Here is a 26,048-nt window from a genome sequence, read left to right on the forward strand (position 1 = left end):
GGGCACCACCGACCCCGCCGCCGCGCCGGATGCCGCCGCAGGGCCGTCGGCCCTCGCCGCGGCCACGGGGCCGACTGCCGGATTCCGCCCGCCGCGTGCACTGGCGTGCCGCCGCGCCGAACCCGCCGCCGTGTGGGCAGTCGTGCCGCAGGGCGGCACGGGTGGGCACACGGCACCCCGGTCCCGCGAGGGCTCGCGCAGCCACCCCCGGCCCCGGTCCGGCTGGGGTTCGGGCCCCGTCCGGGCGGAGCTGCGCTCGGGGCGGTGCCGGGCCCGGCGAAGCCACCGCCCTGGCCGGGCGGCGCTGCGGCCGGAGCACGCCACGGCTTCGGTGGGGCGGGAGCGAGCCCGCTGGGCGGCGTTCCGGTGTGCCCACCCTCCCCCAAGCTCTCGACTTCGCTCGAGCAGGGGGGACCCCCATCGCCCTGCGGAACGCCTGCCCACACCTCAGCGGAGGTGCCTGCCCACACCTCCGGCGGGACTGTCAGCCCCGCCAGTACGGGAGGGCCGAGCCCTGCGGAACGCCGGCCCACGCCTCCGGCGGAGGCCGACCACGCCTCAGCCGAGGCCGCCCGCACCCCGGCGGAGCCGCTTCGCTGGAGGGGCGACCGGACTTTGGTCCAGACCTATTGACGAGGTGGTCTAGTCCTCTTAATGTCTGGTTCACATTCCCAGGGAGACGGCCCGTCAGATGCGCGCACATCACGCGCCATTCGCCCTATCCGCAAGCACGCACGCCGTGTCCTGCCACCTCCCGTACCCCCACACCTCCCCTCCCCAGGAGGCACGATGCTGTCCCCCACACGTACGAGAGCATTGCTGCTCGCCTCCGGCGCCGCCGTCGCCGGACTGCTGGTCGGCGGTCTCTCGGCCGGCGTCTCCCACGCCGCCGAGCACGAGTCCTGTCGCCCGGACGGGCTGTACAAGACGCCCGGCGTCGACGTCCCGTACTGCTCGGTCTACGACACCGAGGGCCGCGAGAAGATGGGTGCCGACCACCAGCGGCGCGTCATCGGCTACTTCACCGGCTGGCGCACCGGGAAGAACGGCCAGCCCTCCTACCTGGTCAACAACATCCCCTGGGACAAGGTCACCCACATCAACTACGCGTTCGCGCACGTCGGCGGCGACAACAAGATCTCGGTGGGTGCGGACAGCGCCACGAACGAGGCCACCGGCATGACCTGGCCGGGCGTGGCCGGCGCCGAGATGGATCCCGCGCTCCCCTACAAGGGCCACTTCAACCTGCTGACCAAGTACAAGAAGCAGCACCCCGATGTGAAGACCCTCATCTCCGTGGGCGGCTGGGCCGAGACCGGCGGCTACTTCGGCGCGGACGGCAAGCGCGTCAATTCCGGCGGCTTCTACTCCATGGCCACCAACGCCGACGGCTCGGTCAACCAGGCCGGCATCGACACCTTCGCCGACTCCGCCGTCGCCTTCATCAAGAAGTACGGGTTCAACGGCGTCGACATCGACTACGAGTACCCGACCAGCATGAAGGACGCGGGCAACCCGCTGGACTGGCAGATCGCCAACGCCCGCCGCGCCGGCCTGGTCAAGGGTTACGACGCCCTGATGAAGAGCCTGCGCCAGAAGCTGGACACGGCCGGCGCCGCCGACGGCAAGCACTACATGCTGACCGTCGCCGCCCCCTCCTCCGGCTACCTGCTGCGCGGCATGGAGACGTTCCAGATGCAGCAGTACCTGGACTACGTCAACATCATGTCCTACGACCTGCACGGCGCCTGGAACGAATACGTCGGCCCGAACGCCTCCCTCTTCGACGACGGCAAGGACGGCGAGCTCGCCGCCGCCGGGGTCTACGGCTCCCAGCAGTACGGCGGCCTCGGCTACCTCAACACCGACTGGGCGTACCACTACTTCCGCGGTTCCATGCCGGCCGGCCGGATCAACATCGGCCTGCCGTACTACACCCGCGGCCACAAGAACGTGCAGGGCGGCACCGACGGCCTGTGGGGCAAGGCGGCGGCCACCAGCTGTCCGGCCGGTTCCGGCCTGACCAAGTGCGGTGACGGTGCGGTCGGCATCGACAACCTGTGGCACGACAAGGACGACAACGGCAACGAGTCCCCGGCGGGCTCGAACCCGATGTGGCACGCCAAGAACCTGGAGAAGGGGATCGTCGGCGACTACGTCACCCAGTACGGCTTCCCCGCGAACACCACGCTGACCGGCACCTACGCCCGCAAGTACGACCCGACCCTGGTCGCGCCGTGGCTGTGGAACGCGCAGAAGAAGGTCTTCCTGTCCACCGAGGACGAGCAGTCCGTGGCCGCCAAGGCCGACTACGTGGTCGACCGCGGCATCGGCGGCACCATGGTGTGGGAGATGGCCGGCGACTACGCGTGGAACGCCGCCAAGGGCCAGTACGAGATGGGCTCCACCCTCACCTCGCTGATGTACGACAGGTTCAAGGCCGCCTCCCCGTACGGGGCGAAGAAGGCCGGCGCGACCGCGCTGCCGACCCAGGCCGTGGACATCAAGACGGAGTTCACCGAGTTCAAGCTCGGCGACTCGAACTACCCGATCACCCCGAAGATCAAGATCACCAACAACACGAGGACCGCGCTGCCCGGCGGCACCGAGTTCCAGTTCGACTACTCGACCTCGGCCCCGAACAACGCCTCCGACCAGTCCGGCTTCGGTACGAAGGTGATCAGCAGCGGTCACACCGGGAACAACGTCGGCGGGCTGAAGGGCGACTTCCACCGGGTCTCGCTGAAGCTGCCGGCCTGGCAGTCGCTGGCCCCGGGCGCCTCGGTCGACCTGGCGTTCAACTACTACCTGCCGGTGTCCACCCCCTCCAACTGGACGGTGAACATCTCCGGTACGACGTACGCCCTGGCCGGCGACCTGAACCGCGGCACCACCGTGGTGGAGCCGGGCGCCGGCGGCACCACGCCGCCGACCACTCCGCCGACCACTCCGCCGACCACTCCCCCGACCACCCCGCCGACCACCCCGCCGGGCGGCACCTGCACCAACCCGGCGTACGTGGCGGGCCAGACCTACACGGGCGGCACCGTGGTCTCGCACAAGGGCCACAACTGGAAGGCGCAGTGGTGGACGCAGAACGAGGAGCCCGGCACCACCGGTGAATGGGGCGTCTGGAAGGACCAGGGAGCCTGCTGAGCTTGGCGGTGATCAGGTGACCTGAAAGAGAGCCCGGCGGCCGGTGGCCGCCGGGCTCTCTGTCATGCTCCGACCGTGATGAACATGCCTGATTCGACAACCGTGTTCGAGGAACAGCGGGGCCGGATGTTCGGCATCGCCTACCGGATGCTGGGCTCCGCCACCGAGGCCGAGGACATGGTGCAGGACGCCTGGCTGCGCTGGAGCGCGGACGACCGCTCCGACGTGGCGAACCCGGGCGCCTGGCTGGCCAAGACGGTGACCCGGCTCTGCCTGAACGAGCTCGACTCGGCGCGGGTCCGTCGCGAGGAGTACCCCGGCCCCTGGCTCCCCGAGCCCGTGTACACCGGGGACGGTGCGCTGGGGCCACTGGAGTCGGCCGAGCAGCGGGACGGGGTGTCGTTCGCCCTGCTGGTGCTGCTGGAACGGCTCAGCCCGACGGAGCGGGCGGTCTACGTGCTGCGGGAGGCGTTCGGGTACGGCCACCGGGAGATCGCGGAGCTGCTGGAGCTCTCGGAGGCCAATTGCCGGCAGCTGTACCGGCGGGCCGCCGGGCGGCTGGCCGCGCCCGGCCCGCGTTTCCGGCCCGGCCGGGAGGAGTGGGAGGGCCTGGTGGCCCGGTTCATGGCGGCCGCGCGGCAGGGCGACCTGGCGGGGCTGGAGCGGCTGCTCGCCGCCGACGTGGTGTACGTGTCGGACGGCGGCGGCGTGGTGAACGCTGCGCGACGGCCGGTCCTGGGCCCGGACCGGGTCGCGCGCTTCGTCACCGGGGCGCTCGGGAAGTACGTCGCGGGCGTCGAGGTCACCGTCCTCGAGGTCAACGGCGCGCCGGCGCTGGTCTTCGGGAACCAGGCCGTCGTCCAGCTCGAATTCGAGAACGGCCTGGTCTCCGGGCTGCGGACGGTCGTGAACCCGGAGAAGCTGAAGTTCTTCCGGTCACAGCTGTCACATTCCGGCGGGCTGCCCGGTCCTGGCTGACGACCGCGAGGACACGCAGAAGGCAGGGCAGATCATGACCACCATCGTCGTCACCGGAGGCACCGGCACCCTCGGCAAGCCGCTCGTACGGCGACTGCGGGAGGCGGGCCACGAGGTCCGGGTGCTGAGCCGGAGCTCGGCGGAGTACCCGGTGGACCTGCTCCAGGGCACCGGCCTGGACGCGGCGCTGGCCGGGGCGGAGGTGGTGGTGCACTGCGCGAGCAACCCCAGGGGCGGGGACGACGAGGCCTCGGCCCGCCTGATCGCGGCGGCCCGCACGGCCGGGGTCCGGCACCTGGTGTACATCTCGATCGTGGGCGTGGACCGGGTGCCGCTGCCGTACTACAAGGCCAAGCACAAGGTCGAAGGCATGGTCCAGGACTCGGGGCTGGGGTGGACCGTGCTGCGCACCACCCAGTTCCACGACCTGGTCCTGGCCTATTTCCGGGCGATGGCGAAGCTGCCGGTGCTGCTGGTCCCGGCCGGGGTCTCGGACCAGCCCGTCGAGGTGGAGGAGGTCGCCGCCCGGCTGGCGGAGCTGGCGGTCGCTCCGCCGGCCGGGCGGGTGGCCGACATGGGCGGGCCGGAGACGCACGTCATGACCGACCTGGCCCGCCTCTACCTGCGGGCCGCAGGGCAACGCCGGCCGGTCCTGGGGGTGCGGCTGCCGGGGAAGACCTTCGCGGCGTTCCGCCGGGGCGGCCACCTGACCCCGTCCCACGCGGTCGGCAAGGCCCGCTTCACGGACTTCCTGGAGCGCCAGGACCTCCACGCGGCCTGACCGGTCCTGCCCGCCGGACGGGGACGGGGTACCGGGCGAGGACCCGCCGGGTCCGTGCGTCGGGGGAGCGGGTCTCGGTGCCGAGCGGGGCGCGGCGGGATTCCACCACCCCGGCCCGTCACGCCCCCGGGCGGATCCCCCGGACCGGGTCCGGGCCGGGCGGTCCGAACAGGACGTCCTGGGCCGCCTCCCGGGCCGCGAGGCGGGCGCCGGAGAGGACGGCGGTGCCACCGAGGGCGGTGGCGCGGACCGCGGTGGGGACGGGGGTCAGGGAGGCGAGGCGCCCGGCGACCCGGTCGGCCAGGACGGGGCCGCCGGCCAGGCCGAGCTCGCCGCCCAGGATGACGCAGCCGGGGTCGAGCACGGCGGCGACGGCGGCCGCGCCGAGCGCGAGCCGTTCGGCGAGGGCGTCGAGGAAGGCCCCGCCGCCGGGCCACGCCGGACCGGTTCCGGCGACGGCGGCCGTCACCGCCGCGGCCGCTCCCCCGTCGAAGCCGTGGTCGGCGGCCAGGGCGGCCACCGCCTCCGCCCCGGCCAGGGCGTGGAACCCGCCCCCGCAGTCCGTGGCCGAGGGCAGCCCGCCCGTGCCCGGCACCGGCAGGAAGCCGATCTCGCCGGCGCCCCCCGAGGCACCCCGGCGCAGCCTCCCGTCCAGCACCACGGCCGCGCCCACCCCGGCGCCCAGCCACAGCAGCACGAAGGAATCGAGATCACCGGCGGCGCCCAGCCGCTGCTCGGCCAGGGCCGCCAGGTTGGTCTCGTTCTCGACCAGGACCCGGGCGGGCAGCTCGCGCTGGAGCAGGGCGACCAGGTCGCGGTGCCAGGCGGGCAGGCCGCTGCTGTCGCGGAGTTCGCCGGTGTCGGGGGTGACCAGGCCGGGCGCGCCGATCATCACGGTGTGCAGGACGTCGGCTCCGGCGGCCCGGGTGGCCCGTCGCAGGGCCGCGACGGCGTCCGCGGGTGCGGCCACCGGAAGCGCGGCCTCGGCCAGCTGAGTGCCGAGCAGGTCGGTGACCACGGCGGTGGCACTGTCCGTCCGCACGTCCAGGGCCGCGAGGTGGGCACGGCGGGCGACGATCCCGTAGAGCTTGGCGTTGGGCCCCCGGCGCTGTTCTCCGGACTCCCCCACCACCTCGATCAGTCCGGCGCCGGTGAGCCGTTCGACGAGGTCGGCGACGGAGGGGCGGGACAGGCCGGTCCTGGTCTTGAGCTGGCCGGCCGTCAGGGGGCCGTCGTTCTGCAGGAGATGCAGGGCCAGCCGGTCGTTGATCGCGCGGGCGGTGCTCGGCGACGCGGGCGTGGCAAGGGGGCGGGCAGCAGTCACTCGCTCATCCTAAGGAGCCGGAAAAACATTTTTATCAGGCAGGCTTCCTGATAGTTTACCGCGCATGACGCCACCGACCGGGGAAACCGACCTCACGCCGCGGCGGCTGCGCCGCGCCCGCACCTCCGTGGCCGCAGTCTTCTGCGTGCACGGCGCCGTCACCGGCAGCCTCGCCACCCGCATCCCGTGGATCCAGGAGCACACCGGCCTCGGCGCCGGTGCCCTGGGCCTGGCCCTCGCCTTCCCCGCGATCGGCGCCGCGCTCGCCATGCCGCTCGCCGGACGGATCAACCACCGGCTCGGCGCCCGCACGGCGCTCCGCGTGCTGCTCTCCCTGTGGACCCTCTCCCTGGCCCTGCCGAGCCAGGCCCCCGGCCTCCTCGCGCTCTGCGCGGCCCTGCTGGTCTACGGCGCCACCGCCGGCATGTCGGACGTGGCCATGAACGCGCTGGGCGTGGAGACCGAGAACCGGCTGGGCCGCTCCATCATGTCCTCGCTGCACGGCATGTGGAGCGTGGGCGCACTGCTCGGCTCGGCGGCCGGGACGCTCGCCGCCCACACCGGCACGGACGCCCGGATCCACCACCTGGCCGCCGCCCTGGTCCTGACGGCAGCCGGACTGGTCGCCGTACAGGGGGTACTGGACCTGCGCAGCGCCCCGGACGAGGAGCCACCGCCCCACTTCGCGCTGCCGCCCAGGTCCGCCCTGCTCATCGGAGCCGTCGGATTCTGCGCGGTCTTCGCCGAAGGCGCGAGCCTGGACTGGTCGGCGGTCTACCTGCGGGACGTACTGCACACCGACGCCGGCCTGGCCGCCGCCTCCACCACCGCGTTCGCACTGACCATGGCGGTGGCACGGCTGGCCGGGGACCGGGTGGTGGACCGCTTCGGCGCGGTGCGCACGGTCCGCTGGGGCGGTCTCCTGGCCGCCGTCGGCGGGCTGCTGGTGGTGCTCGTACGCCATCCCGCGGCCGCACTCGCCGGATTCGGACTCCTGGGCCTCGGCATCGCCGTGGTGGTGCCACTGGCCTTCGCGGCGGCGGGCCGCAGCGGCCCGGCCCCGGCACAGGCGATCGCCGGCGTCGCCACGATCACCTACACGGCCGGTCTGATCGCGCCCTCGGCGATCGGCGCGGTGGCCGACGCGAGCTCCCTCACCGTGTCCTTCGCCCTGGTGACGGCACTGGCCCTGGCACTGGTGCCCGGCGCCCGGGTGCTACGCCCACGGAAGGCCGGTACGAGCACCGCGTCCCCGCACCACGACGAGCCTGCGCCCACACGACCGTAAACGCCGGTGGTACGGCCGTACACTGACCGCCGGCCGGGCCGCTGCCGCAGCGGACGATCTTTCCCCGGCCGGCGAAAACGGCGGAACGGAGCAGCACATGGGCCTCGGCGTGCGCTGGACCCTGCACGGCGACGGGCGGACCCCCGCCCCCGGAGCCGTGGTACGGCCAGACGAGCGGCTGTCCTGGCCGCGCACCGCCGGGCTCGGCGCCCAGCACGTGGTGGCCATGTTCGGCGCGAGCTTCGTCGCCCCGGTGCTGATGGGCCTCAACCCCAACCTGGCCATCATGATGTCCGGCATCGCGACCATGGTCTTCCTCCTCGCGACCCGCGGCCGGATCCCCTCCTACCTCGGCTGCTCCCTCTCCTTCGTGGGCGTCGCGGCCGCGATCCGGGCGAGCGGCGGGAACAGCGCCACGGTCACCGGCGCGGTCTTCGCGGTGGGCGCGGCCCTGTTCCTTGCCGGTCTGGCCGTACAGCGCTTCGGAGCACGGATCATCCACACGGCGATGCCCCCGGTGGTGACCGGCGCCGTCGTCATGCTCATCGGCTTCAACCTCGCCCCGGTGACGGCCACGACCTACTGGCCGCAGGACCAGTGGACAGCCCTCCTGGTGATGCTGTTCACCGGCCTGGCGGTGGTCTGCCTACGAGGTTTCTGGTCCCGGATCGCCATCTTCCTGGGCCTGCTCTTCGGTTACGCCATCTCCTGGGTCTTCGACCGCGTCTTCGGCCGGATCCACTCCCCCACGGGCGGCACGGAAGCCGTCGACCACTGGCGGCTGGACCTCTCAGGAGTGGCCAAGGCGGACTGGATCGGCCTCCCCTCCCTCCACACCCCGGTCTTCGAATGGTCGGCGGTACTGGTCGCCCTGCCGGTCGTGATCGCGCTGATCGCGGAGAACGCCGGGCACGTCAAGGCCGTCGGCGAGATGACCGGGGACGTACTGGACGACCGCCTGGGCACGGCGATCGCCGCCGACGGCGCGGCCTCGATGCTGTCCACAGCGGTCGGCGGCCCACCGAACACCACGTACTCCGAGAACATCGGCGTCATGGCGGCCACCCGCGTGTACTCGACGGCCGCATACTGGGCGGCCGCCTGCTTCGCCCTGCTCTTCGGCCTCTGCCCGAAGTTCGGCGCAGTGGTCGCGGCAATCCCCGGCGGCGTACTGGGCGGCATCACCGTCATCCTCTACGGCATGATCGGCCTGCTCGGCGCCCAGATCTGGATCAACGGCCGGGTGGACCTGCGCAATCCGCTCAACCTGGTCCCGGCCGCGGCCGGCATCATCATCGGCGTGGGCAACGTCAGCCTGGAATTCACCGACAACTTCCAGCTGAGCGGCATCGCCCTGGGCACGATCGTGGTCATCACCGGCTACCACGCACTGCGCTTCTTCGCCCCACCACACCTCAAGGAGCAGGAACCCCTCCTGGATTCGGGCACCTCGGCATACGACGCCACCACCGACGAGTGAAGCAGCCGACCACCGACGGCCCGCATCCGCCATCAGTCAGGAGCGGGTAGCGATCGTGGGCGGCCCACATCCGGCCCCCGGCCGCCCGCACCCGCCACCCGGCAGAAGCGCGTAGCGATCTGATGCGCCCGGACCGCCCTGGATTACATACATCTGATCCACTTCACCACCGCGCCCGCCCGAAGGGCGGCTGGCCGAGCGGGAGCCGCTGCTCGTGCCCGCCAACGCCAGAGCATCAGGATCCGAAGGCTCCTCCCATGCCATCCCCCGGGGGCGGCCCGACAGTCCTTGTCGTTGCGTGACGGTCGTCGGCGTCAAGGGTGGCCCAAAGGGCCATCGCTTTAGCGACGCGACCAACGGGAGCGCCCTTGACGCCGACGGCCGGCACGTAATGACACTGGGACTGACGGGCAGCCCCCGGGCACCCGCTCGCCCCCGCCCAGCCGAAGCCTCGGCACCCGGAGCCCCCGCCGCGCCAACACCCACGCCACGCCATGCCCCGCCCCGCCCCGCCCCGCCCCGCCCCGAGGCGATCCGAGGCGATCCGCCCCGAGGCGATCCGCGCCCAAAAATGCGCCCGAACCGGCGAAGCCCGCGGCCAAGTTACCCCGTTCCCGGACGGCGGCTGCGAACCTGCCGTCATGGAAGCGGTACTCGCGCGAATGCGCGACCTGGACCGGCGGCTGCCCGCCCACGACGGCGTGGCGGTGTTCAACCGGGTCTATCTGACGGTCACCGAGACCCTGCACGGCCGGATCGAGGACGGGGGTTTCCCCGATCCGCGCCGGGCCGAGGACCTCACCGCACGGTTCGCCGGGCGCTACCTCACGGCGGTGGAGTCCGCGGCCGACGGCCGCCGGAGTCCGGCCTGCTGGCGTCCACTGTTCCAGTACCGCCGCCATCCCGGCATCCGGCCGCTCCAGTACGCGCTCGCCGGGATCAACGCGCACATCGGCCACGACCTGGCCCTCGCCGTGATCTCCAGCTGCCGGGCCCAGGACTGCTCCCCCGGCGCCCTGGAGGCCGACTTCGACCGGGTCGGCGACACCCTGGTCGCCCTGGAGGAACGCATCCGCGAGGACCTGATGCCCGGCCCGGACCTCCTGGAGGTCGCGGACCCGGTCACCCATCTCCTCGGCTCGTGGAGCCTGCAGCGGGCCCGCGACGGCGCCTGGGCGGCCGCCCGCCTGCTGTGGACCCTGCGCCGGACACCCGAGCTGGCCGAGGAATTCGCCGAATCCCTGGACGCCGGCGTCGGCCTGGTGGGCCGCTGCCTGCTCACCCCCCTGCCCGTCCCCCACCCCCGCACCCCCGGCCGATCGGCCGTGGCCTGGCACGGGTGACGAGCTTCGAAACCCACCCACCGGCACCGGCACAGGCACCGGGACAGGCACCGGGACAGGCACAGACACAGGCATGAGAACGGGCCGCCACCACGCTCAGGGGAGTGGCGTGGTGACGGCCCGAGTTCAGGGGGGACCCTCGACGGACCCGCAGGCACAACGCACCCGCAGGCACAACGCACCCGCAAGCACAACGGACCCGCTGGGGGGGATCAGTCCTCGGGAAGCTCGACCGGCGCGATCTCCTCATAGACGTCGCCCGGTCCCGGGTTGGAGGCATCGGTCGACCCGCCCAGGTGGTGCATGACGCCCCACACCGCGTTCAGCGCGGTCTGGATCGCGCCCTCGGCCCAGCCGGCCGTCCAGGAGATGTCGTCGCCGGCGAGGAAGATGCCCCGCTTGTCCTCCGGCAGGCTGTCCTGCATGAAGTGCGTGAACAGGCGGCGCTGGTAGCGGTAGTGGCCGGGCAGGTTCGCCTTGAACGCGCCCATGAAGTAGGGCTCGTTCTCCCAGGAGACCGTCACCGGGTTGCCGATGATGTGGCGGCGGATGTCGACCTTGGGGTAGATCTCGCCGAGGGACTTCAGCATGACCTCCATCCGCTCGTTCGCGGACAGCGGCAGCCACTTCAGGCTGTCGTCGCACCAGGTGTACGACAGGCAGATGACGGCCGGCTGGTCCGGGCCGTTGTCCAGCAGGTAGGTGCCGCGGGTCATCCGGTCCGTCAGCGTCATCGACATGACGTCACGCCCGGTCTCCTCATCCTTGTCCAGCCAGAACGGCCGGTCCACGGGGATGAAGAGCTTGCTCGACTCCATGTAGTGCGTGCGCTCGATCGCCGTCCAGTGGTCGATCGGGAACAGCGAGTCGTCGCACTGGATCTTCGACAGCAGCATCCAGGACTGCGCGGTGAAGATCGCGGCGCGGTAGGTGCGGATGTCGCCGGAGGCATCGGTGACGGTGATCCGGTTGCCGGCGGTGCGGTGCAGGCGGGTCACGGCCGGGCGCGGGGCGCCGTCGTGGAGGGAGGACAGCGAGGTGCCCTGCGCCCAGTGGACGATCTTCTCCGGCTCGCGCTCCCAGAGGCGCAGCGGCAGCTGCTGGGAGCCGCCGACGATGCCGCGGTGGTGGTCGTCGGCCTCGGTGTAGACGACGCGGAGGATCTCCAGGATGGAGTTCGGGAAGTCGGTGTCCCAGCCGCCGGTGCCGAAGCCGACCTGGCCGAAGATCTCGCGCTTGCGGAAGGACTGGAAGGCCTCCGACTCGCACAGGAAGCCGTAGAAGGTCTGGTTGTCGAGCTTCTCGACGAGCTTGGCCCAGATCTCGCGGATGCGCGGGACGTCGCGCTCGCGCATGGCCTGGTTCATGTCGGAGAAGTCGGCGCCCTCTTCCAGGCACGCGTTCCACGCGGCGGCGACGTCGCGGTAGACCTGCGGGAGGTCGGCGATGGTCTCGGCGTAGTGGGTCTCGCCCTTGAGGTCGACGACCGTGGAGGGCGTGGCCTCGGCGAGCGGGTTCGGGAAGGGCTGCGTCTGCAGGCCGACCAGGTCGATGTAGTGCTGCAGCGCCGTCGAGGAGGGCGGGAAGCGCATGGCGCCCATCTCGGCGGTCAGGCCCTCGGCCTCCGGGCCCTCGAAGCCGACGGTGCGGAGCCGGCCGCCGATCTGGTCGGCCTCGTAGACGACGGGCTTGAGGCCCATCTTCATCAGCTCGTAGGCGGAGACGATGCCGGAGAGGCCGCCGCCGATGATCGCGACCTCGGTGCCGAGCTCGGTCGCCGGTATCTGGCCCAGGCCCGCGGGGTGGGCGAGGAAGTCGTCGTAGGCGTACGGGAAGTCCGGGCCGAACATGGTGATCGGCGGCATCGGCGGCTGTCCGTCGCTGTGGGGGACGGCGGTGGTGGGCACCGTGGACGTCATGGGGTACGTCTCCTTGCGGGCAGGGCTCAGGGGGTGGAGCGGGGGCGGGGCGGGGCGGGGGCGGGCCGGCGTGCGCGGCGGGTCAGATCAGGGAGGCGTACAGGCCGGGACGGCGGTCGCGCAGGTACGGGTTGTTCTCCCGGGAGGCCGCGAGGCGCTCGGGGTCGGCCTCGCCGAACACCATCTCCTCGCCGCGGCCTGCGCGGGTACGGGTGGTGCCGTCGGGACTGGCCAGGCAGCTGAGGCCGACGAACTCGAACTCGCCTTCCGGACCGGTGCGGTTGACGTAGGCGATGTACATCTGGTTCTCGAAGGCCCTGACCGGGACGAGCTGTTCGGCGACGAACTGGAACGGGTGCATCTGGGCGGTCGGCACCAGGAGGAGGTCGGTGCCGGCGAGCGCGTGGGCGCGGACGTTCTCGGGGAACTCCACGTCGTAGCAGATCATGATGCCGATGCGGAGGCCCGCGTAGTCCGCCTGGACGACGGGGGTGTCGCCGGGGGTGAAGGCGTCCTGCTCGAAGCAGCCGAAGAGGTGGGTCTTGCGGTAGTTCGCGAGCGAGGTGCCGTCGGGGCCGATCAGCTGGGCGGAGTTGTAGACCGTGCCGGTCTCCCCGTCGCGCTCCGGGTAGCCGTAGAGGACGGCCAGGCCGTGGCGGCGGGCGATCTCGCCGATGGCGCGGGCCGACATCCCGTCCGCCTGCTCCGCGAGGCGGGCGACGTCCTCCAGCTCCAGGGCGTACCCGGTGAGGAACATCTCGGAGGTCACCAGGAGCCCGGCCCCCGCCTGTGCGGCGCGCTCGGCCGCCTCGTCGAGCGCCTTCAGGTTCTCGGCGACGTCGCCGAGCCGGCCGGAGCTCTGGAGGAGGGCGGTGCGCAGCGGGGGCATGGGCGTACCTCTGTGGCAGGTGGGGTGGGATGCGGTGCTATGACCGTACGGTTCAGGGTGTCGGTGGAACAAGGCGCGACTGTTGCGTGCGGATGAGCGATTCGTTGCGTGTTTTTGCCGTTGGACGGCGATTCGTTGTGCGGGGACGTGTGTCCGGCCCGGCGTCTACGGTGCTCCGCCCCGGCCCCGCCCGGCCGTGGGGCGGGTCCCGCCGGACGGCGATTCGTTGCGTGGCCCCGCCACGGGTCGGGCTCCGCTGCGCGGGGCGATCGTCCCACCCCGCCCTTCCCGAAACCGGAGCTTGCGGCCCAGGACCCTGCCCCCCCGTTCGGGGCGACCCGTTCGGGGCGACCCGTTCGGGGCGGCAAAACGCGTGAGCCCCGCTCACAGGCCGGAGCCCGGCGGGGCCGACCCATGGAAAGCAGGTTGCCGCCCCCAGCCCCGCAGGGCTACGCCGGGGCGCCCGAGGTGAAGCGGCGGAGGAGCGGCGACAGCACGAGAACCGACTTGGTCCGCTCCACGAACGGCTCGCCCGCGATCCGCTCCAGCACCCGCTCGAAGTGCCGCATGTCGGAGGCGAAGATCTGGACGAGGGCGTCCGCGTCGCCCGTGACGGTCGACGCGGACACCACCTCCGGGTACCGCTCCAGGCCCCGCCGGATGTCGTCCGGCGAGGTGTTGTGCCGACAGTAGATCTCGATGAAGCCCTCGGTCTCCCAGCCCATCGCGGCCGGGTCGACCCGGACCGTGAAGCCGGTGATGGCGCCTTCGGCCCGGAGCCTGTCCACGCGCCGCTTCACGGCGGGCGCGGACAGGCCGACCTCGGAGCCGATGTCCGCGTAGGAGCGGCGGGCGTCCTCGGCGAGGGCGTGCACGATGCGTTCGTCGAGATCGTTCAGTCGCACGGGGCGTGGGTCACTTCTCTGTCGGTACCTCGGCCGCGGCCACCGCCAGGGTGGAGCGGCGCATTCCGTAGAGGAAGTAGATCACGAGTCCGACCGCCATCCAGACACCGAAGGCGACCCAGGTCGCCACCGGCAGGCTGTACATCATGTAGCCGCAGGCGAGGAAGCCGAGGATCGGGGTGACCGGGAACCAGGACACCTTGAAGGTGCGCGGCATGTCCGGCTTGGTCCGGCGGAGGATGACCACGGCCACGTTGACCAGGGCGAACGCGAAGAGCGTGCCGATGCTGGTGGCGTTGGCCAGCTCGCCCAGCGGGATGAAGGCGGCCAGGGCGCCGCAGAAGACCGAGACGATGAGCACGTTGGCGCGCGGGGTGCCGGTCTTGGGGTCGACCTTGGCGAAGACCTTGGGCACCAGGCCGTCGCGGGACATCGCGAAGAGGATGCGGGTCTGGCCGTAGAGGACGGCGAAGACGACGGAGGCGATGGCGACGACGGCGCCGGCGGCGAGGACGACGCCCCAGAAGGAGCCGCCCGTGACATCGGTCATGATCTTGGCGAGCGCGGCCTCGGTGCCCTCGAAGTCCTGCCACGGCATGGCGCCGACGGCGACGAACGCGACGAGGACGTACAGGACGGTGACGATGCCCAGCGAGAGCATGATCGCGCGCGGCAGGTCCTTCTTCGGGTTCTTGGCCTCTTCACCGGCGGTGGAGGCGGCGTCGAAGCCGATGTAGGAGAAGAAGAGGGTGGAGGCGGCGGCGCTGATGCCGGTGACGCCGAGCGGGGCGAGCGGGGCGTAGTTGCCGGCCTTGATGCCCATGACGCCGATGCCGATGAAGAGCACCAGCGTGACGATCTTGATGACGACCATGATCGTGTTGACCCGGGCGCTCTCCTTGGCGCCGCGCATCAGGAAGACCATGGCGAGCAGGACGACGACCAGCGACGGCAGGTTGATCCAGCCGCCCTCGCCCATCGGGGCGGCGGAGAGCTTCTCGGGGAGCGTGATGCCTATGGTCCCGTCGAGCAGCTCGTTGAGGTACTGGCCCCAGCCCACGGCCACGGCCGAGACGGAGACGGCGTACTCCAGGACCAGGCACCAGCCGCAGACCCAGGCGATGAACTCGCCCATGGTCGCGTAGGAGTACGAGTACGAGGAGCCGGAGACCGGCACCGAACCGGCCAGCTCCGCGTAGGAGAGGGCCGAGAAGAGCGCGGTCAGGCCCGCGATGACGAAGGAGATCGTGACGGCCGGGCCGGCCTTGGGGGCCGCCTCGCCGAGGACGACGAAGATGCCGGTGCCCAGGGTGGCGCCGATGCTGATCATCGTCAGCTGCCACATGGTGAGCGAGCGTCGCAGCACGCCACCCTCACCCTGGCCGCCCTCGGAGACGAGCTGCTCGACGGGCTTGCGGCGCAGCAACGGGTTCACAGGCTTGCGCGGCTCCTTCAGGAGCGTGGGCGCCTGGCCGTGATCGAGCACGAGGGACTCCTTTGACACTGCGGATGGGGACGGGGCGGCGACCGCAGCGGTCCGGAGCAGGATTCAGGCGGGGGCCTGGACATGGGGGACCGCCGGGGAGGCGGTCGCGCCACTCCACGTACGGGGAGTGAGCCTAGGGGGTGAGGGTTCCCGCCCGTAATGCACCATCCTTGCAGATTCGCGCACGATCGTTGCGCGGATCTGTCCGGGATGGACGTTTGTTGCACGCGGACGTTCGATCAGTGCGCCGGTCACCCTGAGCAACCTTTCTTGACACTTCGTCAGATCTGCCGCAGCGTGCCCTGCCATGGACCTGGACGTGCTCTACGAGATCGACGTGCCGAAGCCCTGGCACGGGCCTCATCCGTACGGCCAGCGGGCCGCCGAGCAGCGTGCCTACCGGGAGGCCGTCGAGCAGATCCGGCTGGCCGACCGGATGGGCTTCCGCACCGTGTGGGCGGTCGAGCACCACTTCCGCGAGGGCCGCTCGCACTGCCCCGCCCCCGAGGTGCTCCTCGGGCACCTGGCCGGGCTCACCGAACGCATCCGGCTCGGCTTCGGCGTGACCCTGACCCCCTTCGGCTTCACCCCGCCGCAGCGCATCGCCGAGAAGGTCGCCACCGTGGACGTGCTCTCCGGCGGCCGGGCGGAATGGGGGACCGGACGCTCCACCCCCATGGAGCAGACCGCCTTCGGCGTGGACCGGGAGCGGTCCCGGGAGGACTGGGCGGAGGCGATCGGGATCGTCACCGGGATGTGGCGGGAGGAGTACTTCGAGTACGCCTCCGAACGGTTCCGCTTCCCCCGCCGCATGGTCACCCCCAAGCCCGTGCAGGACCCCCACCCTCCCGCCTGGATGGCGGCCACCTCCCCCGGCTCGGCGGAGGTCGCCGGGGCGGCCGGGCTCGGCCTGCTCTCCTTCTCGATCATGCAGCCGCTGGACGCGATGGCCCGGCAGGTGGCCGCGTACCGCGAGGCCGCCCGGAACCCGCGGCCGCTCACCGACGTCACCACGGACCGGGTCAGCGCCTACACCCTGGTGCACGCCGTCCCGCCCGGCACGACCCCGGGTGCCCGGGTGTGGGACTCGGTGGCCTGGTGGTACTCCAACCTGGCGCGGTTCACCCTGGAGTGGGAGCTGCCGCACCTGGACCCGGAAGAGCGCGAACGGACCTTCCCGCTGCTCGGCCCGATCCTCGAAGGGAACGTCCCGGTGCGGGAGTTCAGCGACGGGGACATGATCCTCGTCGGGGACGCCGCGACCATCGTGGCCAAGGCCAAGCGGTACGCGGACCTCGGCGTCGACCAGCTGATCTGCTACGTGCAGTGGGGATACCTGGAGCACCGGGAGGTCCTCCGGACCATCGAGATCCTCGGGAAGGAAGTCATCCCCGAGCTCGCCGCGTACCGGCCGCGGACGGCGGGCGCATGAGCGGGCCGGTCCCGGGCGGGGCGGCCCCCGCCGGGCCGCTCGACACCTCGCCGGTCCCCGACTACGCCGCCCTGCACCGGCTGGACGGCCACGGCACGGTCCTGCTCGGCGCCGGGAACGGCATCGGGCGCCAGACCGCCCACGCGCTCGCGGCCGGTGGCGCCCGGGTGCTCTGCGCGGACGCCGACGGGGACCGGGCGCGGGCCGTGGCCGCAGAGGTGGCCGGGGTCCCGTACACCGTCGACGTGACCTCCCGCACGGGCGTGCGGGAGCTCTTCGCGCGGGCCCCCGGCCTGCTCGGCGGGCCCGTCCGCGGGGTGGTCGACATCGTCGGCATGGCCCGGTACGCGGGCCTGGCCGAACTCGACGACGCCACCTGGGACTGGCACTTCGACCTGGTGCTCCGGCACGCCTGGCTGGCCGTGCAGTACGGCGGCGAGGCCGTGGCGGCGGCCGGCGGCGGCCCGCTGGTGTTCGTCGCCTCGGTGTCCGGGCTGACAAGTGCTCCGCTCCACGCCGCCTACGGGGCCGCCAAGGCGGGCCTGGTCTCGCTGGTGCGCTCCGCCGCGGTGGAACTGGGCCCGCGCGGGGTACGGGTGAACGCGGTGGCGCCGGGCGTGGTGTGGACCCCGCGGGTCGCCGCCCTGCTCGGTACGGCAGGGCGGCGGCGCAACGCGGAGAACGCCCCGCTCGGCCGGGTCGCGGAGACTCCGGACATCGCCGCCGCGCTGTACTTCCTGGCCTCGCCCCAGTCCTCGTACGTCACCGGGCAGACCCTGGTGGTGGACGGCGGGGTAGGGGTGAAGTTCCCGTACCCGACGATCGGAGGCTCCTGAGTGTCCCACGGCGAAGGGTGGCTCGATCCCGCACCGTTCCTGCGCGGAGTGGCCTGGCTGGACGAGGGGCGGCCGGTGCGCGCCGACCCCGCCGACACCATGCGGCTGCCCTGGGACACCGGGGAGCGGGCCACCCTGCCCATCGGCGTACGGCTGGAGTTCGGCGCGGACGCCGCCCACGCCGTGGAGATCCGCTACCGGGCGACCGTGCCCGGCCCGACCGACGCGCTGCGCGACCTCGCGCACGGGTTCGCCCTGTGGAACCGGGACGGGCTGCTCGACGAGGTCTTCACCGAGCCCGCCGCGGAGGCCGTCGTACGCATCGCGCTGCCGCCCGGCCGCGGCCCGTACACCGTCCACCCGCCGGAGGGCCAGGCCCCGCGGCTGCTCGCCCTGCGCGGGATCGGCGGCCCGCTCGCCCCGGCCCCCGCCGCCCCGCGCTGGGTGGTGCACGGCGACTCGATCACCGAGGGCTGGTGGTCCACCCGGCCCGCGCACGGCTGGCCCGCGGTCGCCGGGCGGTCGCTGGGCTGGGACACCGTCAACCTCGGCTACGCGGGCGCCGCGCGCGGCGAACTCACCACCGCACAGCAGCTCGCCGGGCTGCCGGCCGATGTGCTCACCCTCGCCTTCGGCACCAACTGCTGGTCGCGGGTACCGTATTCGGCACCCCTGCTGTACGAGACCACCCGCGCCTTCCTGGACCTGGTGCGGCGCGGACACCCGAGCACCCCGCTGCTGCTGGTCTCCCCGGTGCTGCGGCCCGACGCCGAACGCGTGCCCAACCAACTGGGCGCCACCCTGGGCGCGTTGCGGGACGCGATGGAGCGGGCCGTACGGGACCGGATCGCGGGCGGCGACGGCCGGCTGGCCCTGTTGCCCGGACGGGACCTGCTGGGCCCCGAGCACCTGGCCGACGGTCTGCACCCGAACGACGCCGGACACGAGACCATGGGCCTGTCCGTGGCCACGGCCATGCGGCGGGCCGGGTTCAGCCCGGGATGAGTGAACCTCCCCACACCGGAACCCCTGAACAGATCCGGTCGGGTGGGGCGTGTTGTCCACACAGTCGCCCGCCCCCCGCGGCGGCGACACGGATGACACGTGGGAGAGATCGACATGGGTACGAAGCGCGGAACTTCCCTGGCGGCCGTCGCGCTGGCCGTCGTCCTGGCGGCGACGGCCTGCGGCACCAAGAAGGACGACGCCGGTGCCCCGGGCAACGCGGCCAACGTCGGTGCCGCGGCACCGGCCCAGGCGCCCGCGGCGGGTGACAAGGCCACGCCGGCGGGCGAACTCCGGATCGCGCAGGACGAGACGATCGGCGCCCTGCTGACCGACAGCGCCGGCTTCACGCTCTACCGCTTCGACAAGGACACCGCGAAGCCGCCGAAGTCCGCCTGCGAGGGCGACTGCGCCAAGGCCTGGCCGCCGGTCCCGGCGGGTGACGTGAAGGCCGCGCAGGGCCAGGACCCGTCGGTGATCGGCGAGGTGGTGCGCGGCGACGGCAGCAAGCAGCTGACGATCGGGGGCTGGCCGGCGTACCGCTTCGCCAAGGACACCGCCCCGGGCGACACCAAGGGGCAGGGCGTCGGCGGCACCTGGTTCGCGCTCGCCGCCGACGGCAAGAAGGCCGCCAAGACGGGCGGCGGGAACGGGGGGAACGACGCGTCCGGCGGGAACGCGTCCGGCGGGGACGGCGGGTACGGCAAGGACGGCGGATACGGGAAGGACGGCGGGGCGGCGACGCCGGCCGCGCTGCCCGGCCTGTCCGTGCGCAAGGACCCCAAGCTGGGCGACCACATCGTCGACGGGAAGGGCATGACCGTCTACCGGTTCAAGCCGGACACGGCGTGGCCGATGGTGTCCAAGTGCACCGGCGCCTGCCTGGCCAAGTGGCCGGTGGTCGCGCCGGTGGACAAGGCCGACACCAAGGGCATCACCGAACGCAACTACCTGGTGCTGGACCGCCCGGACGGCGCCAAGCAGCAGACCGTGGACTGCTGGCCGGTCTACACCTTCACCGGCGACAAGAAGCCCGGCGACACCAACGGGCAGGGCGTCGGCGGCACCTGGTACGCGGTGTCACCCCAGGGCAAGCTCATCACCGTCTCCTAGCCGGAGAACGCCCAGTCGGAGAACGCGCGGCCGGAGAACGCGCGGTCGGTCACCGGAGGTGGTGGCGGCTTCCCTGTCCGTCCGGCGGGCCGCTCCCTACACTCCGTGGCATGGTGCGCGTACTGGCGGTCGACGACGAGAAGCCGCTCCTGGAGGAGCTGCTCTACCTGCTGCGCTCGGACCCGCGGGTCCACAGTGCCGAGGGGGCCTCGGACGCCACGGAGGCGCTGCGCCGGATCACCCGGGCGCTGGAGTCGGGTCCGGACGGCCCGGACGGCATCGACGCGGTGTTCCTGGACATCCACATGGCGGGGCTGACCGGGCTGGACATCGCCCGGCTGCTGGCCGGGTTCGCCCGGCCGCCGCTGGTGGTGTTCGTGACCGCCCACGAGGGGTTCGCGGTACAGGCCTTCGACCTGAAGGCGGTGGACTACGTGCTCAAGCCGGTCCGTCCGGAACGGCTCGCGGAGGCGGTCCGCCGGGTCCGCGACCAGCTGGACCGGGCCCCGGACCCGGCCGGGGCGCCCGGGACACCGCAGGATCCCGTACCGCCCGTACCGCCCCTGGTCCCCCCGCAGGCGCCGGTGCCGGGGATGCGGGGCCCGGCCGCTTCCCGCCCGGCCGCTTCCCGCCCGGGCGCGGGTCCCGGCCCCGCGGTCCCTGACCGGGCACCGGAGCAGATCGCGGTCGAACTGGGCGGGGTCACCCGCTTCGTGGCGATCGCCGACATCGCCTACGTGGAGGCCCAGGGGGACTACGCCCGCCTGCACACGGACGAGGGCAGCCACCTGGTGCGGATCCCGCTGTCCACCCTGGAGGAACGGTGGGCCGCGCGCGGGTTCGTCCGCATCCACCGGCGGCACCTGGTGGCACTCGGCCGGATCGACGAACTGCGGCTGGACGCGGGCACCACCAGCGTCCGGGTGGGCTCGGCCGAACTCCAGGTCAGCCGGCGGCACGCCCGGGAGCTGCGGGACCTGCTGATGCGTCAGGCCACGGCCTGATCCGCCGGACCCCCGCTGACCGTGCCGGACCCCGGCTGACCGTGCCGGACTCCGGCTGACACGGCGGGACGGCGGGGCGGCGCGGCCGGGCGGCCCGGGGCGCCGCTCGGCGCAGCCGGGGACCGTTCGTCGCGCCCGCCGTCGCGTACGGCGCTCCGCCGGGACCGTCGGCCGTACCCGGACCGCCGATCCGGCGGCCGCCCGCCCGGGCGCCCGTATCGTGGGATCCTCCGGGCGCGGGAGGAGCGAAATGTCCGAGATCCAGGCGCTGCTCGACGAGCTGGCGGCACTGCCCCGGACCGGACCGGCCGGACCGGCGGAGGCCGAGGCGCTGCTGGCCCGCCTGCGCAGCGCGGCCGCCCGGTGGGCCGACGTGCTCTACGAGGCCGACACGGCGGCCCGCCGGCACCTGCCGCCGCGGGCCGAGGCGGCCCTGCGGCTGGCCTTCCGCCGTGCCGAGGAGTCGTACGTGGAGCTGGAGATCGCCCTCCGCGACTGTGCGGGGAACCGGGACGCCGTCGGCTAGCCACCAGGTGGCCTGGCGGTCCCTGTTGTGCGTACGGGCGGCTGCGTAGACTCCCGGCGTCCCCTGCCCGAAGGATCGCCCGGTGAACCAGACGTACGCGCTGACCGCTGTCACCGTCGTCGTCCTCGCCACCGTCCTGGTCGGCGCGCTGGGACTGCGGATCTCCCGGACCACCTCGGACTTCTACGTCGCCTCCCGCACGGTGGGGCCGCGCCTCAACGCGGCCGCGATCAGCGGCGAGTACCTGTCGGCGGCCTCCTTCCTCGGGGTGGCCGGGCTGGTGTTGCTGCAGGGCCCGGAGATGCTCTGGTACCCGGTGGGGTACACGGCCGGGTACCTGGTGCTGCTGGTCCTGGTGGCGGCGCCGCTGCGCCGCTCCGGCGCGTACACACTGCCCGACTTCGCCGAGGCCCGGCTGGAGTCGGGGACGGTGCGCCGGCTCGCGGTGCTGTTCGTGATCGGGGTCGGCTGGCTGTACCTGCTGCCGCAGCTCCAGGGCGCCGGGCTGACGCTGGAGATCCTGACCGGCGCCCCGCACTGGGTGGGCGGGCTGGTGGTGGCCTTCGTGGTGACCGCCGCGGTGGCCGCCGGGGGGATGCGCAGCATCACCTTCGTCCAGGCGTTCCAGTACTGGCTGAAGCTGACCGCGCTGCTGGTGCCCGCCTTCTTCCTGATGGCGGCCTGGGCCGGGGACGGTGCGCCGCGCGCCTCGTTCGACGCGCGGGCGGTGTTCCGCGAGCACACCGACGTACGGATCGCCGAGGACGTGCGGGTGTCGCTCGACGCGCCGCTGACCCTCGGGGTGACCGGTGAGGTGGACGGCCAGCGGTACGAGCGGCAGCCGGTGACCCTGGGCGCCGGGCGGCACACCGTACGGGCGGGCGCCCGGCTGGTGTTCCTGCCGGACACCCCGGTGCCGGACACCCGGTCCGAGGTGGGAATGGGGGTGTCCAGCTGGTCCGAGCCGCTCTCCGGGAACCGGGCCGAGCTGCGGCTGTACGCCACGTACGGGCTGATCCTGGCCACCTTCCTGGGCACGATGGGGCTGCCGCACGTGGCCGTGCGCTTCTACACCAGTCCGAACGGGCGGGCCGCCCGGCGCACCACGCTGGCCGTGCTGGGGCTGGTCGGCACGTTCTACCTGCTGCCGCCGGTGTACGGGGCGCTGAGCCGGATCTACGCTCCCGAGCTCGCGCTGACCGGGGACGCGGACGCTGCGGTGCTGGTGCTGCCAGAGCGGATGCTCGGCGGGGTGCCGGGGGATCTGCTGGGGGCGCTGCTGGCGGGCGGGGCGTTCGCCGCGTTCCTGTCGACGGCTTCGGGGCTGACCATGGCGGTGGCCGGGGTGCTGCACCAGGACGTGCTGCCGGCCTCCCGCACGCCGGGGAGGCGTAGCTTCCGGTTCGCCGTGGTGGTGGCGATGCTGGTGCCGCTGGGCGGCAGCCTGGCCGCCACGGACGTGCCGGTGGCCGACGCGGTCGGGCTGGCCTTCGCGGTGTCGGCGTCCTCCTTCTGTCCGCTGCTGGTGCTGGGCATCTGGTGGCGCGGGCTGACCCCGCCGGGGGCGGTGGCCGGGCTGGTGACGGGGGGCGGGGCGGCGCTGAGCGCGGTCCTGGCCACCCGGGCGGGGCTGGCCCGGCCGGGCTGGACGCACACGCTGCTGGCCTGGCCGGCCGCGTGGTCGGTGCCGCTGGGTTTCCTGACGATGATCGCGGTCTCGCTGGCCACCCGGAGCCGGATACCCGCGGGGACGGCCGCCACCCTGGCCCGGCTGCACCTGCCGGAGGACCTCGCGGTCCAGCCGGGGCCGGCTCGGTCCGGTACGCAACGCGCGGGAGGGGAACGATGACCGCGGTGACGGTGGCCGTGCTGTGTGCGGCGAGCACGCTGCTGCTCGGCACCGGATACGCCCTCGGCCGATGGCGGGCGCGCCGTGCCGAACGGTCCGGCCTGGACCTCGGCACTCCGGTGGAACGGGCCACCTTCCACACCCTGCACACGGCCTCGCTGGCCGCTCCCCCGCTGCGCGCCGGGCTCACCGAGGACACGGCCCGCAAGGCCGCCCGCCGGCTGCGCTCGCTGCTGGGCACCGAGGCGCTGTGCCTGACGGACCGGACATCGGTGCTGGCCTGGGACGGGCCGGGCGCCGACCACCACGAGCGGCGGGCCATGCAGCGGGTGCTGCAGATGCTGGACTCGGGCCGCAGTGCCAGCGTGCGGACCGAGTGCCAGCGGCCGGACTGCCCGCTGAAGTGGGCGGTGGTCGCCCCGCTGACGGGTGAGGACGGGATCGTGGGCGCGCTGGTGGCGTACGGCTCGAGGGAGTCGGCGGTGCTGGTGCGGGCGGCCACCGAGGTGGCGCGCTGGGTCTCCGTCCAGCTGGAGCTGTCGGAGCTGGACCGGTCTCGTACCCGGCTGATGGAGGCGGAGATCAAGGCGCTGCGGGCGCAGATCTCTCCGCACTTCATCTTCAACTCCCTCGCGGCGATCGCCTCGTTCGTGCGGACCGATCCGGAGCGGGCCCGGGACCTGCTGCTGGAGTTCGCGGACTTCACCCGCTACTCGTTCCGCCGGCACGGCGAGTTCACCACGCTCGCCGAGGAGCTGCGGTCGATCGAGCAGTACCTGGCGCTGGCCGGGGCCAGGTTCGGGGACCGGCTGAAGGTGACGCTCCAGGTGGCGCCGGAGGTGCTGCCGGTGGCGCTGCCGTTCCTGTGCCTGCAGCCGCTGGTGGAGAACGCGGTCAAGCACGGGTTGGAGGACTCCACCCAGGAGTGCCGGATCACCATCGCGGCCCGGGACGCGGGTTCCGAGGCGGTGCTGACCATCGAGGACAACGGGGTGGGGATGGACCCGGCCGTGCTCCGCCGCATCCTGGCCGGTGAGCGGCCCGGTTCGGCCTCGGGGATCGGTCTGCCGAACGTGGACGAGCGGATGCGGCAGGTCTACGGGGACGAGTACGGGCTGGTGATCGAGACCGGCGTGGGCGCCGGCATGAAGATCACCGTCCGGATCCCCAAGTACCGGGCGGGCGTGCACTCCCAGCGCTGAAGGCGGCCGGTGACGGCCGGGAACGGGAGCGGACCACGAGCAAAACGGGGATCACTCCCCGATTCCGTGCTAGCGTTCCGTTCAAGAAACGGGGAGCATTCCCCGTTTACTGTGAGGGAGGAACCGCCATGCCCGCCCCGACACTTGGGGAACTCGCTCCCGAGGGAGTCGACGTGACCCTCGACCCCTACCCCGCTCTCGCGGCACTGCGCGAGCGCGGCCGCGTCCACCGCGTCCACGTGCCCGGTACCGGCGACGTCTGGCTGGTCCTCGGACGGGACGAGGTGCGCGCGGCGCTGACGGACCACCGGCTGCGCAACGACATCCGGCACTCCTCGACCTGGGACAGCGACGGCGGACACGCCATCGGCCTGAACATGCTGCAGACCGACGCACCCCGGCACACCCGTCTGCGCGCCCTGGTCGCCCGCGAGTTCACCGCCGGGCGGGTGGACGCGCTGCGGCCCCGCGTCCAGCGGATCGCCGACGAGCTCCTCGACGCCCTCCCTGCCGCCGGCACGTCCGACCTGGTCGCCGACTACGCCCTCCCGCTGCCGCTGACCGTCATATGCGAGCTGCTCGGAGTGCCGTCCGCGGACCGGCGCCTGTTCCACGCCTGGTCGGCCGAACTCGTGGCACCCTCCTCGCCCGCCGCGGCCGCGGCCGCGGGTGCCGAGATGAGCGCGTACTTCGCCTCGCTCATCGCCGCCAAGGCCGGCGGTCCGGGTACGGATCTGATGAGCGCCCTGGTCCTGTCGTCGGCGGAGGACGGGGGCCTGTCCCCCGAGGAACTGCTGGGCATGGCCTTCCTCCTGCTCGTCGCGGGACACGAGACCACCGTCAACCTGATCTCCGGCGGCGTCCTCAACCTGCTGCGCAACCCCGACCAGCTCGCCGCCCTGCGGGCCGACCCGGGCCTCCTGGGCGGTGCGGTCGAGGAGATGCTCCGCCATGACGGGCCCGTCACCGCCGCGGCCTTCCGCCACGCCGCCGAGCCGGTGGAGATCGGCGGAGTCCTCATCCCGGCCGGCGACAGCGTGATGCTCTCCCTGGCCTCGGCCTCCCGCGATCCCGAGTACTTCCCCGACCCCGACCGCTTCGACATCCGGCGGCCCGCCCGCGGGCACCTCGCCTTCGGACACGGCATCCACCACTGCCTGGGCGCGCCCCTCGCCCGCGTCGAGGGGCGGATCGCCCTGGCCACGCTCCTGCGGCGGCTGCCGGACCTCGCCCTGGCCACGGACCCCGCCTCGCTGACGCGCCGCCCCCACGCCATGCTCAGGGGCGTCGCCGCACTGCCGGTGTCCTGGACGCACCGTCTCGCCGCATCGGCCCCCTGACCCGGCGGGGCCCCATCGCACCCGCGACGGACGTGGTGACGGTGGTCGGAGCCGGTCCCACCGGCATGGTCCCGCGGCGGCGCGCGCCGGGACCTGCTCGCGGCCGGGCGCGCGGCCTGACCACGCGGTGGCTCCGGCGGAGCCGGGCCACGGCTTCGGTGGGGCGGAGCGAGCCCGCGGGCGGTGCGGCAG

The 26,048-nt window shown here is 73.0% G+C and carries 20 protein-coding genes; 15 read left to right on the forward strand and 5 right to left on the reverse strand.

The features are described 5' to 3' along the window. Nucleotides 1-789 precede the first annotated feature (789 nt). The 3 genes from AC067U_RS34705 (at nucleotide 790) to AC067U_RS34715 (ending at nucleotide 4,915) form a co-directional block, all read left to right on the forward strand. Complete coding sequence (locus AC067U_RS34705; protein ID WP_478833829.1) at nucleotides 790-3,156, forward strand: chitinase C-terminal domain-containing protein; 2,367 nt, start codon at nucleotides 790-792, stop codon at nucleotides 3,154-3,156. 84 nt (nucleotides 3,157-3,240) lie between these two features. Next, nucleotides 3,241-4,134, forward strand: coding sequence for an RNA polymerase sigma-70 factor (locus AC067U_RS34710; protein ID WP_478833830.1), 894 nt, complete (start codon nucleotides 3,241-3,243; stop codon nucleotides 4,132-4,134). 34 nt (nucleotides 4,135-4,168) lie between these two features. Then, entirely contained in the window at nucleotides 4,169-4,915 is a 747-nt protein-coding gene (locus AC067U_RS34715) for an SDR family oxidoreductase (RefSeq protein ID WP_478833831.1), read from the forward strand. A 118-nt stretch (nucleotides 4,916-5,033) separates the two neighbouring features. Here AC067U_RS34715 and AC067U_RS34720 read toward each other — a convergent pair whose 3' ends face one another. Next, entirely contained in the window at nucleotides 5,034-6,239 is a 1,206-nt protein-coding gene (locus tag AC067U_RS34720; protein ID WP_478833832.1) for an ROK family transcriptional regulator, read from the reverse strand. A gap of 64 nt (nucleotides 6,240-6,303) precedes the next feature. On the opposite strand from AC067U_RS34720, the gene AC067U_RS34725 reads away from it, so the two are divergent. From AC067U_RS34725 to AC067U_RS34735, 3 genes are all read left to right on the forward strand, one after another. After that, nucleotides 6,304-7,527, forward strand: coding sequence for an MFS transporter (locus AC067U_RS34725; RefSeq protein WP_478833833.1), 1,224 nt, complete (start codon nucleotides 6,304-6,306; stop codon nucleotides 7,525-7,527). Nucleotides 7,528-7,624: 97 nt separating this feature from the next. Beyond that, the gene (locus tag AC067U_RS34730; RefSeq protein WP_478833834.1) at nucleotides 7,625-9,007 is read left to right on the forward strand and encodes a uracil-xanthine permease family protein; all 1,383 of its coding nucleotides are present in this window, start codon (nucleotides 7,625-7,627) and stop codon (nucleotides 9,005-9,007) included. A gap of 641 nt (nucleotides 9,008-9,648) precedes the next feature. Next, nucleotides 9,649-10,350 carry a DUF5995 family protein gene (locus AC067U_RS34735; protein ID WP_478833835.1) on the forward strand — a complete coding sequence of 234 codons (702 nt, stop codon included), beginning with the start codon at nucleotides 9,649-9,651 and terminating at the stop codon, nucleotides 10,348-10,350. Nucleotides 10,351-10,562: 212 nt separating this feature from the next. Here AC067U_RS34735 and AC067U_RS34740 read toward each other — a convergent pair whose 3' ends face one another. The 4 genes from AC067U_RS34740 to AC067U_RS34755 form a co-directional block, all read right to left on the reverse strand. After that, nucleotides 10,563-12,269: a flavin monoamine oxidase family protein gene (locus AC067U_RS34740; protein ID WP_478833836.1), complete on the reverse strand. Its 1,707-nt coding sequence runs from the start codon at nucleotides 12,267-12,269 to the stop codon at nucleotides 10,563-10,565. An 82-nt stretch (nucleotides 12,270-12,351) separates the two neighbouring features. Next, nucleotides 12,352-13,158, reverse strand: coding sequence for a carbon-nitrogen hydrolase family protein (locus AC067U_RS34745; protein WP_478833837.1), 807 nt, complete (start codon nucleotides 13,156-13,158; stop codon nucleotides 12,352-12,354). Between the two features lie 449 nt (nucleotides 13,159-13,607). Further along, nucleotides 13,608-14,063: an Lrp/AsnC family transcriptional regulator gene (locus tag AC067U_RS34750; protein WP_030027017.1), complete on the reverse strand. Its 456-nt coding sequence runs from the start codon at nucleotides 14,061-14,063 to the stop codon at nucleotides 13,608-13,610. Nucleotides 14,064-14,073: 10 nt separating this feature from the next. Next, nucleotides 14,074-15,549 carry an amino acid transporter gene (locus AC067U_RS34755; RefSeq protein WP_478833838.1) on the reverse strand — a complete coding sequence of 492 codons (1,476 nt, stop codon included), beginning with the start codon at nucleotides 15,547-15,549 and terminating at the stop codon, nucleotides 14,074-14,076. A 307-nt stretch (nucleotides 15,550-15,856) separates the two neighbouring features. Between AC067U_RS34755 and AC067U_RS34760 the strand changes: the two genes are divergently transcribed. The 9 genes from AC067U_RS34760 to AC067U_RS34800 all read left to right on the forward strand — a co-directional run bounded on the left by AC067U_RS34760 (nucleotide 15,857) and on the right by AC067U_RS34800 (nucleotide 25,856). Beyond that, nucleotides 15,857-16,981 carry an LLM class flavin-dependent oxidoreductase gene (locus AC067U_RS34760; protein ID WP_478833839.1) on the forward strand — a complete coding sequence of 375 codons (1,125 nt, stop codon included), beginning with the start codon at nucleotides 15,857-15,859 and terminating at the stop codon, nucleotides 16,979-16,981. After that, nucleotides 16,978-17,817, forward strand: coding sequence for an SDR family NAD(P)-dependent oxidoreductase (locus AC067U_RS34765; RefSeq protein ID WP_478833840.1), 840 nt, complete (start codon nucleotides 16,978-16,980; stop codon nucleotides 17,815-17,817). The genes AC067U_RS34760 and AC067U_RS34765 overlap by 4 nt, the downstream gene beginning before the upstream one ends. Continuing rightward, entirely contained in the window at nucleotides 17,818-18,822 is a 1,005-nt protein-coding gene (locus AC067U_RS34770) for a GDSL-type esterase/lipase family protein (RefSeq protein WP_478833841.1), read from the forward strand. It begins immediately after the preceding gene. A 114-nt stretch (nucleotides 18,823-18,936) separates the two neighbouring features. Continuing rightward, complete coding sequence (locus AC067U_RS34775; RefSeq protein WP_478833842.1) at nucleotides 18,937-19,935, forward strand: SCO0930 family lipoprotein; 999 nt, start codon at nucleotides 18,937-18,939, stop codon at nucleotides 19,933-19,935. Nucleotides 19,936-20,045: 110 nt separating this feature from the next. Further along, nucleotides 20,046-20,939: a LytR/AlgR family response regulator transcription factor gene (locus AC067U_RS34780; RefSeq protein ID WP_478833843.1), complete on the forward strand. Its 894-nt coding sequence runs from the start codon at nucleotides 20,046-20,048 to the stop codon at nucleotides 20,937-20,939. A gap of 250 nt (nucleotides 20,940-21,189) precedes the next feature. Then, nucleotides 21,190-21,465 (forward strand): hypothetical protein, encoded by a 276-nt coding sequence (locus tag AC067U_RS34785; RefSeq protein ID WP_478833844.1) that lies wholly within the window; start codon nucleotides 21,190-21,192, stop codon nucleotides 21,463-21,465. Nucleotides 21,466-21,547: 82 nt separating this feature from the next. After that, entirely contained in the window at nucleotides 21,548-23,314 is a 1,767-nt protein-coding gene (locus tag AC067U_RS34790; protein WP_478833845.1) for a sodium/solute symporter, read from the forward strand. Beyond that, on the forward strand, nucleotides 23,311-24,516 hold the full coding sequence (locus tag AC067U_RS34795; protein WP_478833846.1) for a histidine kinase: 1,206 nt from the start codon (nucleotides 23,311-23,313) through the stop codon (nucleotides 24,514-24,516). Before AC067U_RS34790 ends, AC067U_RS34795 begins: the two co-directional genes overlap by 4 nt. Nucleotides 24,517-24,644: 128 nt before the next feature. Then, nucleotides 24,645-25,856 carry a cytochrome P450 family protein gene (locus AC067U_RS34800; RefSeq protein WP_478833847.1) on the forward strand — a complete coding sequence of 404 codons (1,212 nt, stop codon included), beginning with the start codon at nucleotides 24,645-24,647 and terminating at the stop codon, nucleotides 25,854-25,856. The last annotated feature ends 192 nt before the right edge of the window (nucleotides 25,857-26,048 follow it).

This window comes from Streptomyces sp. NPDC043853 (genome assembly GCF_056436025.1).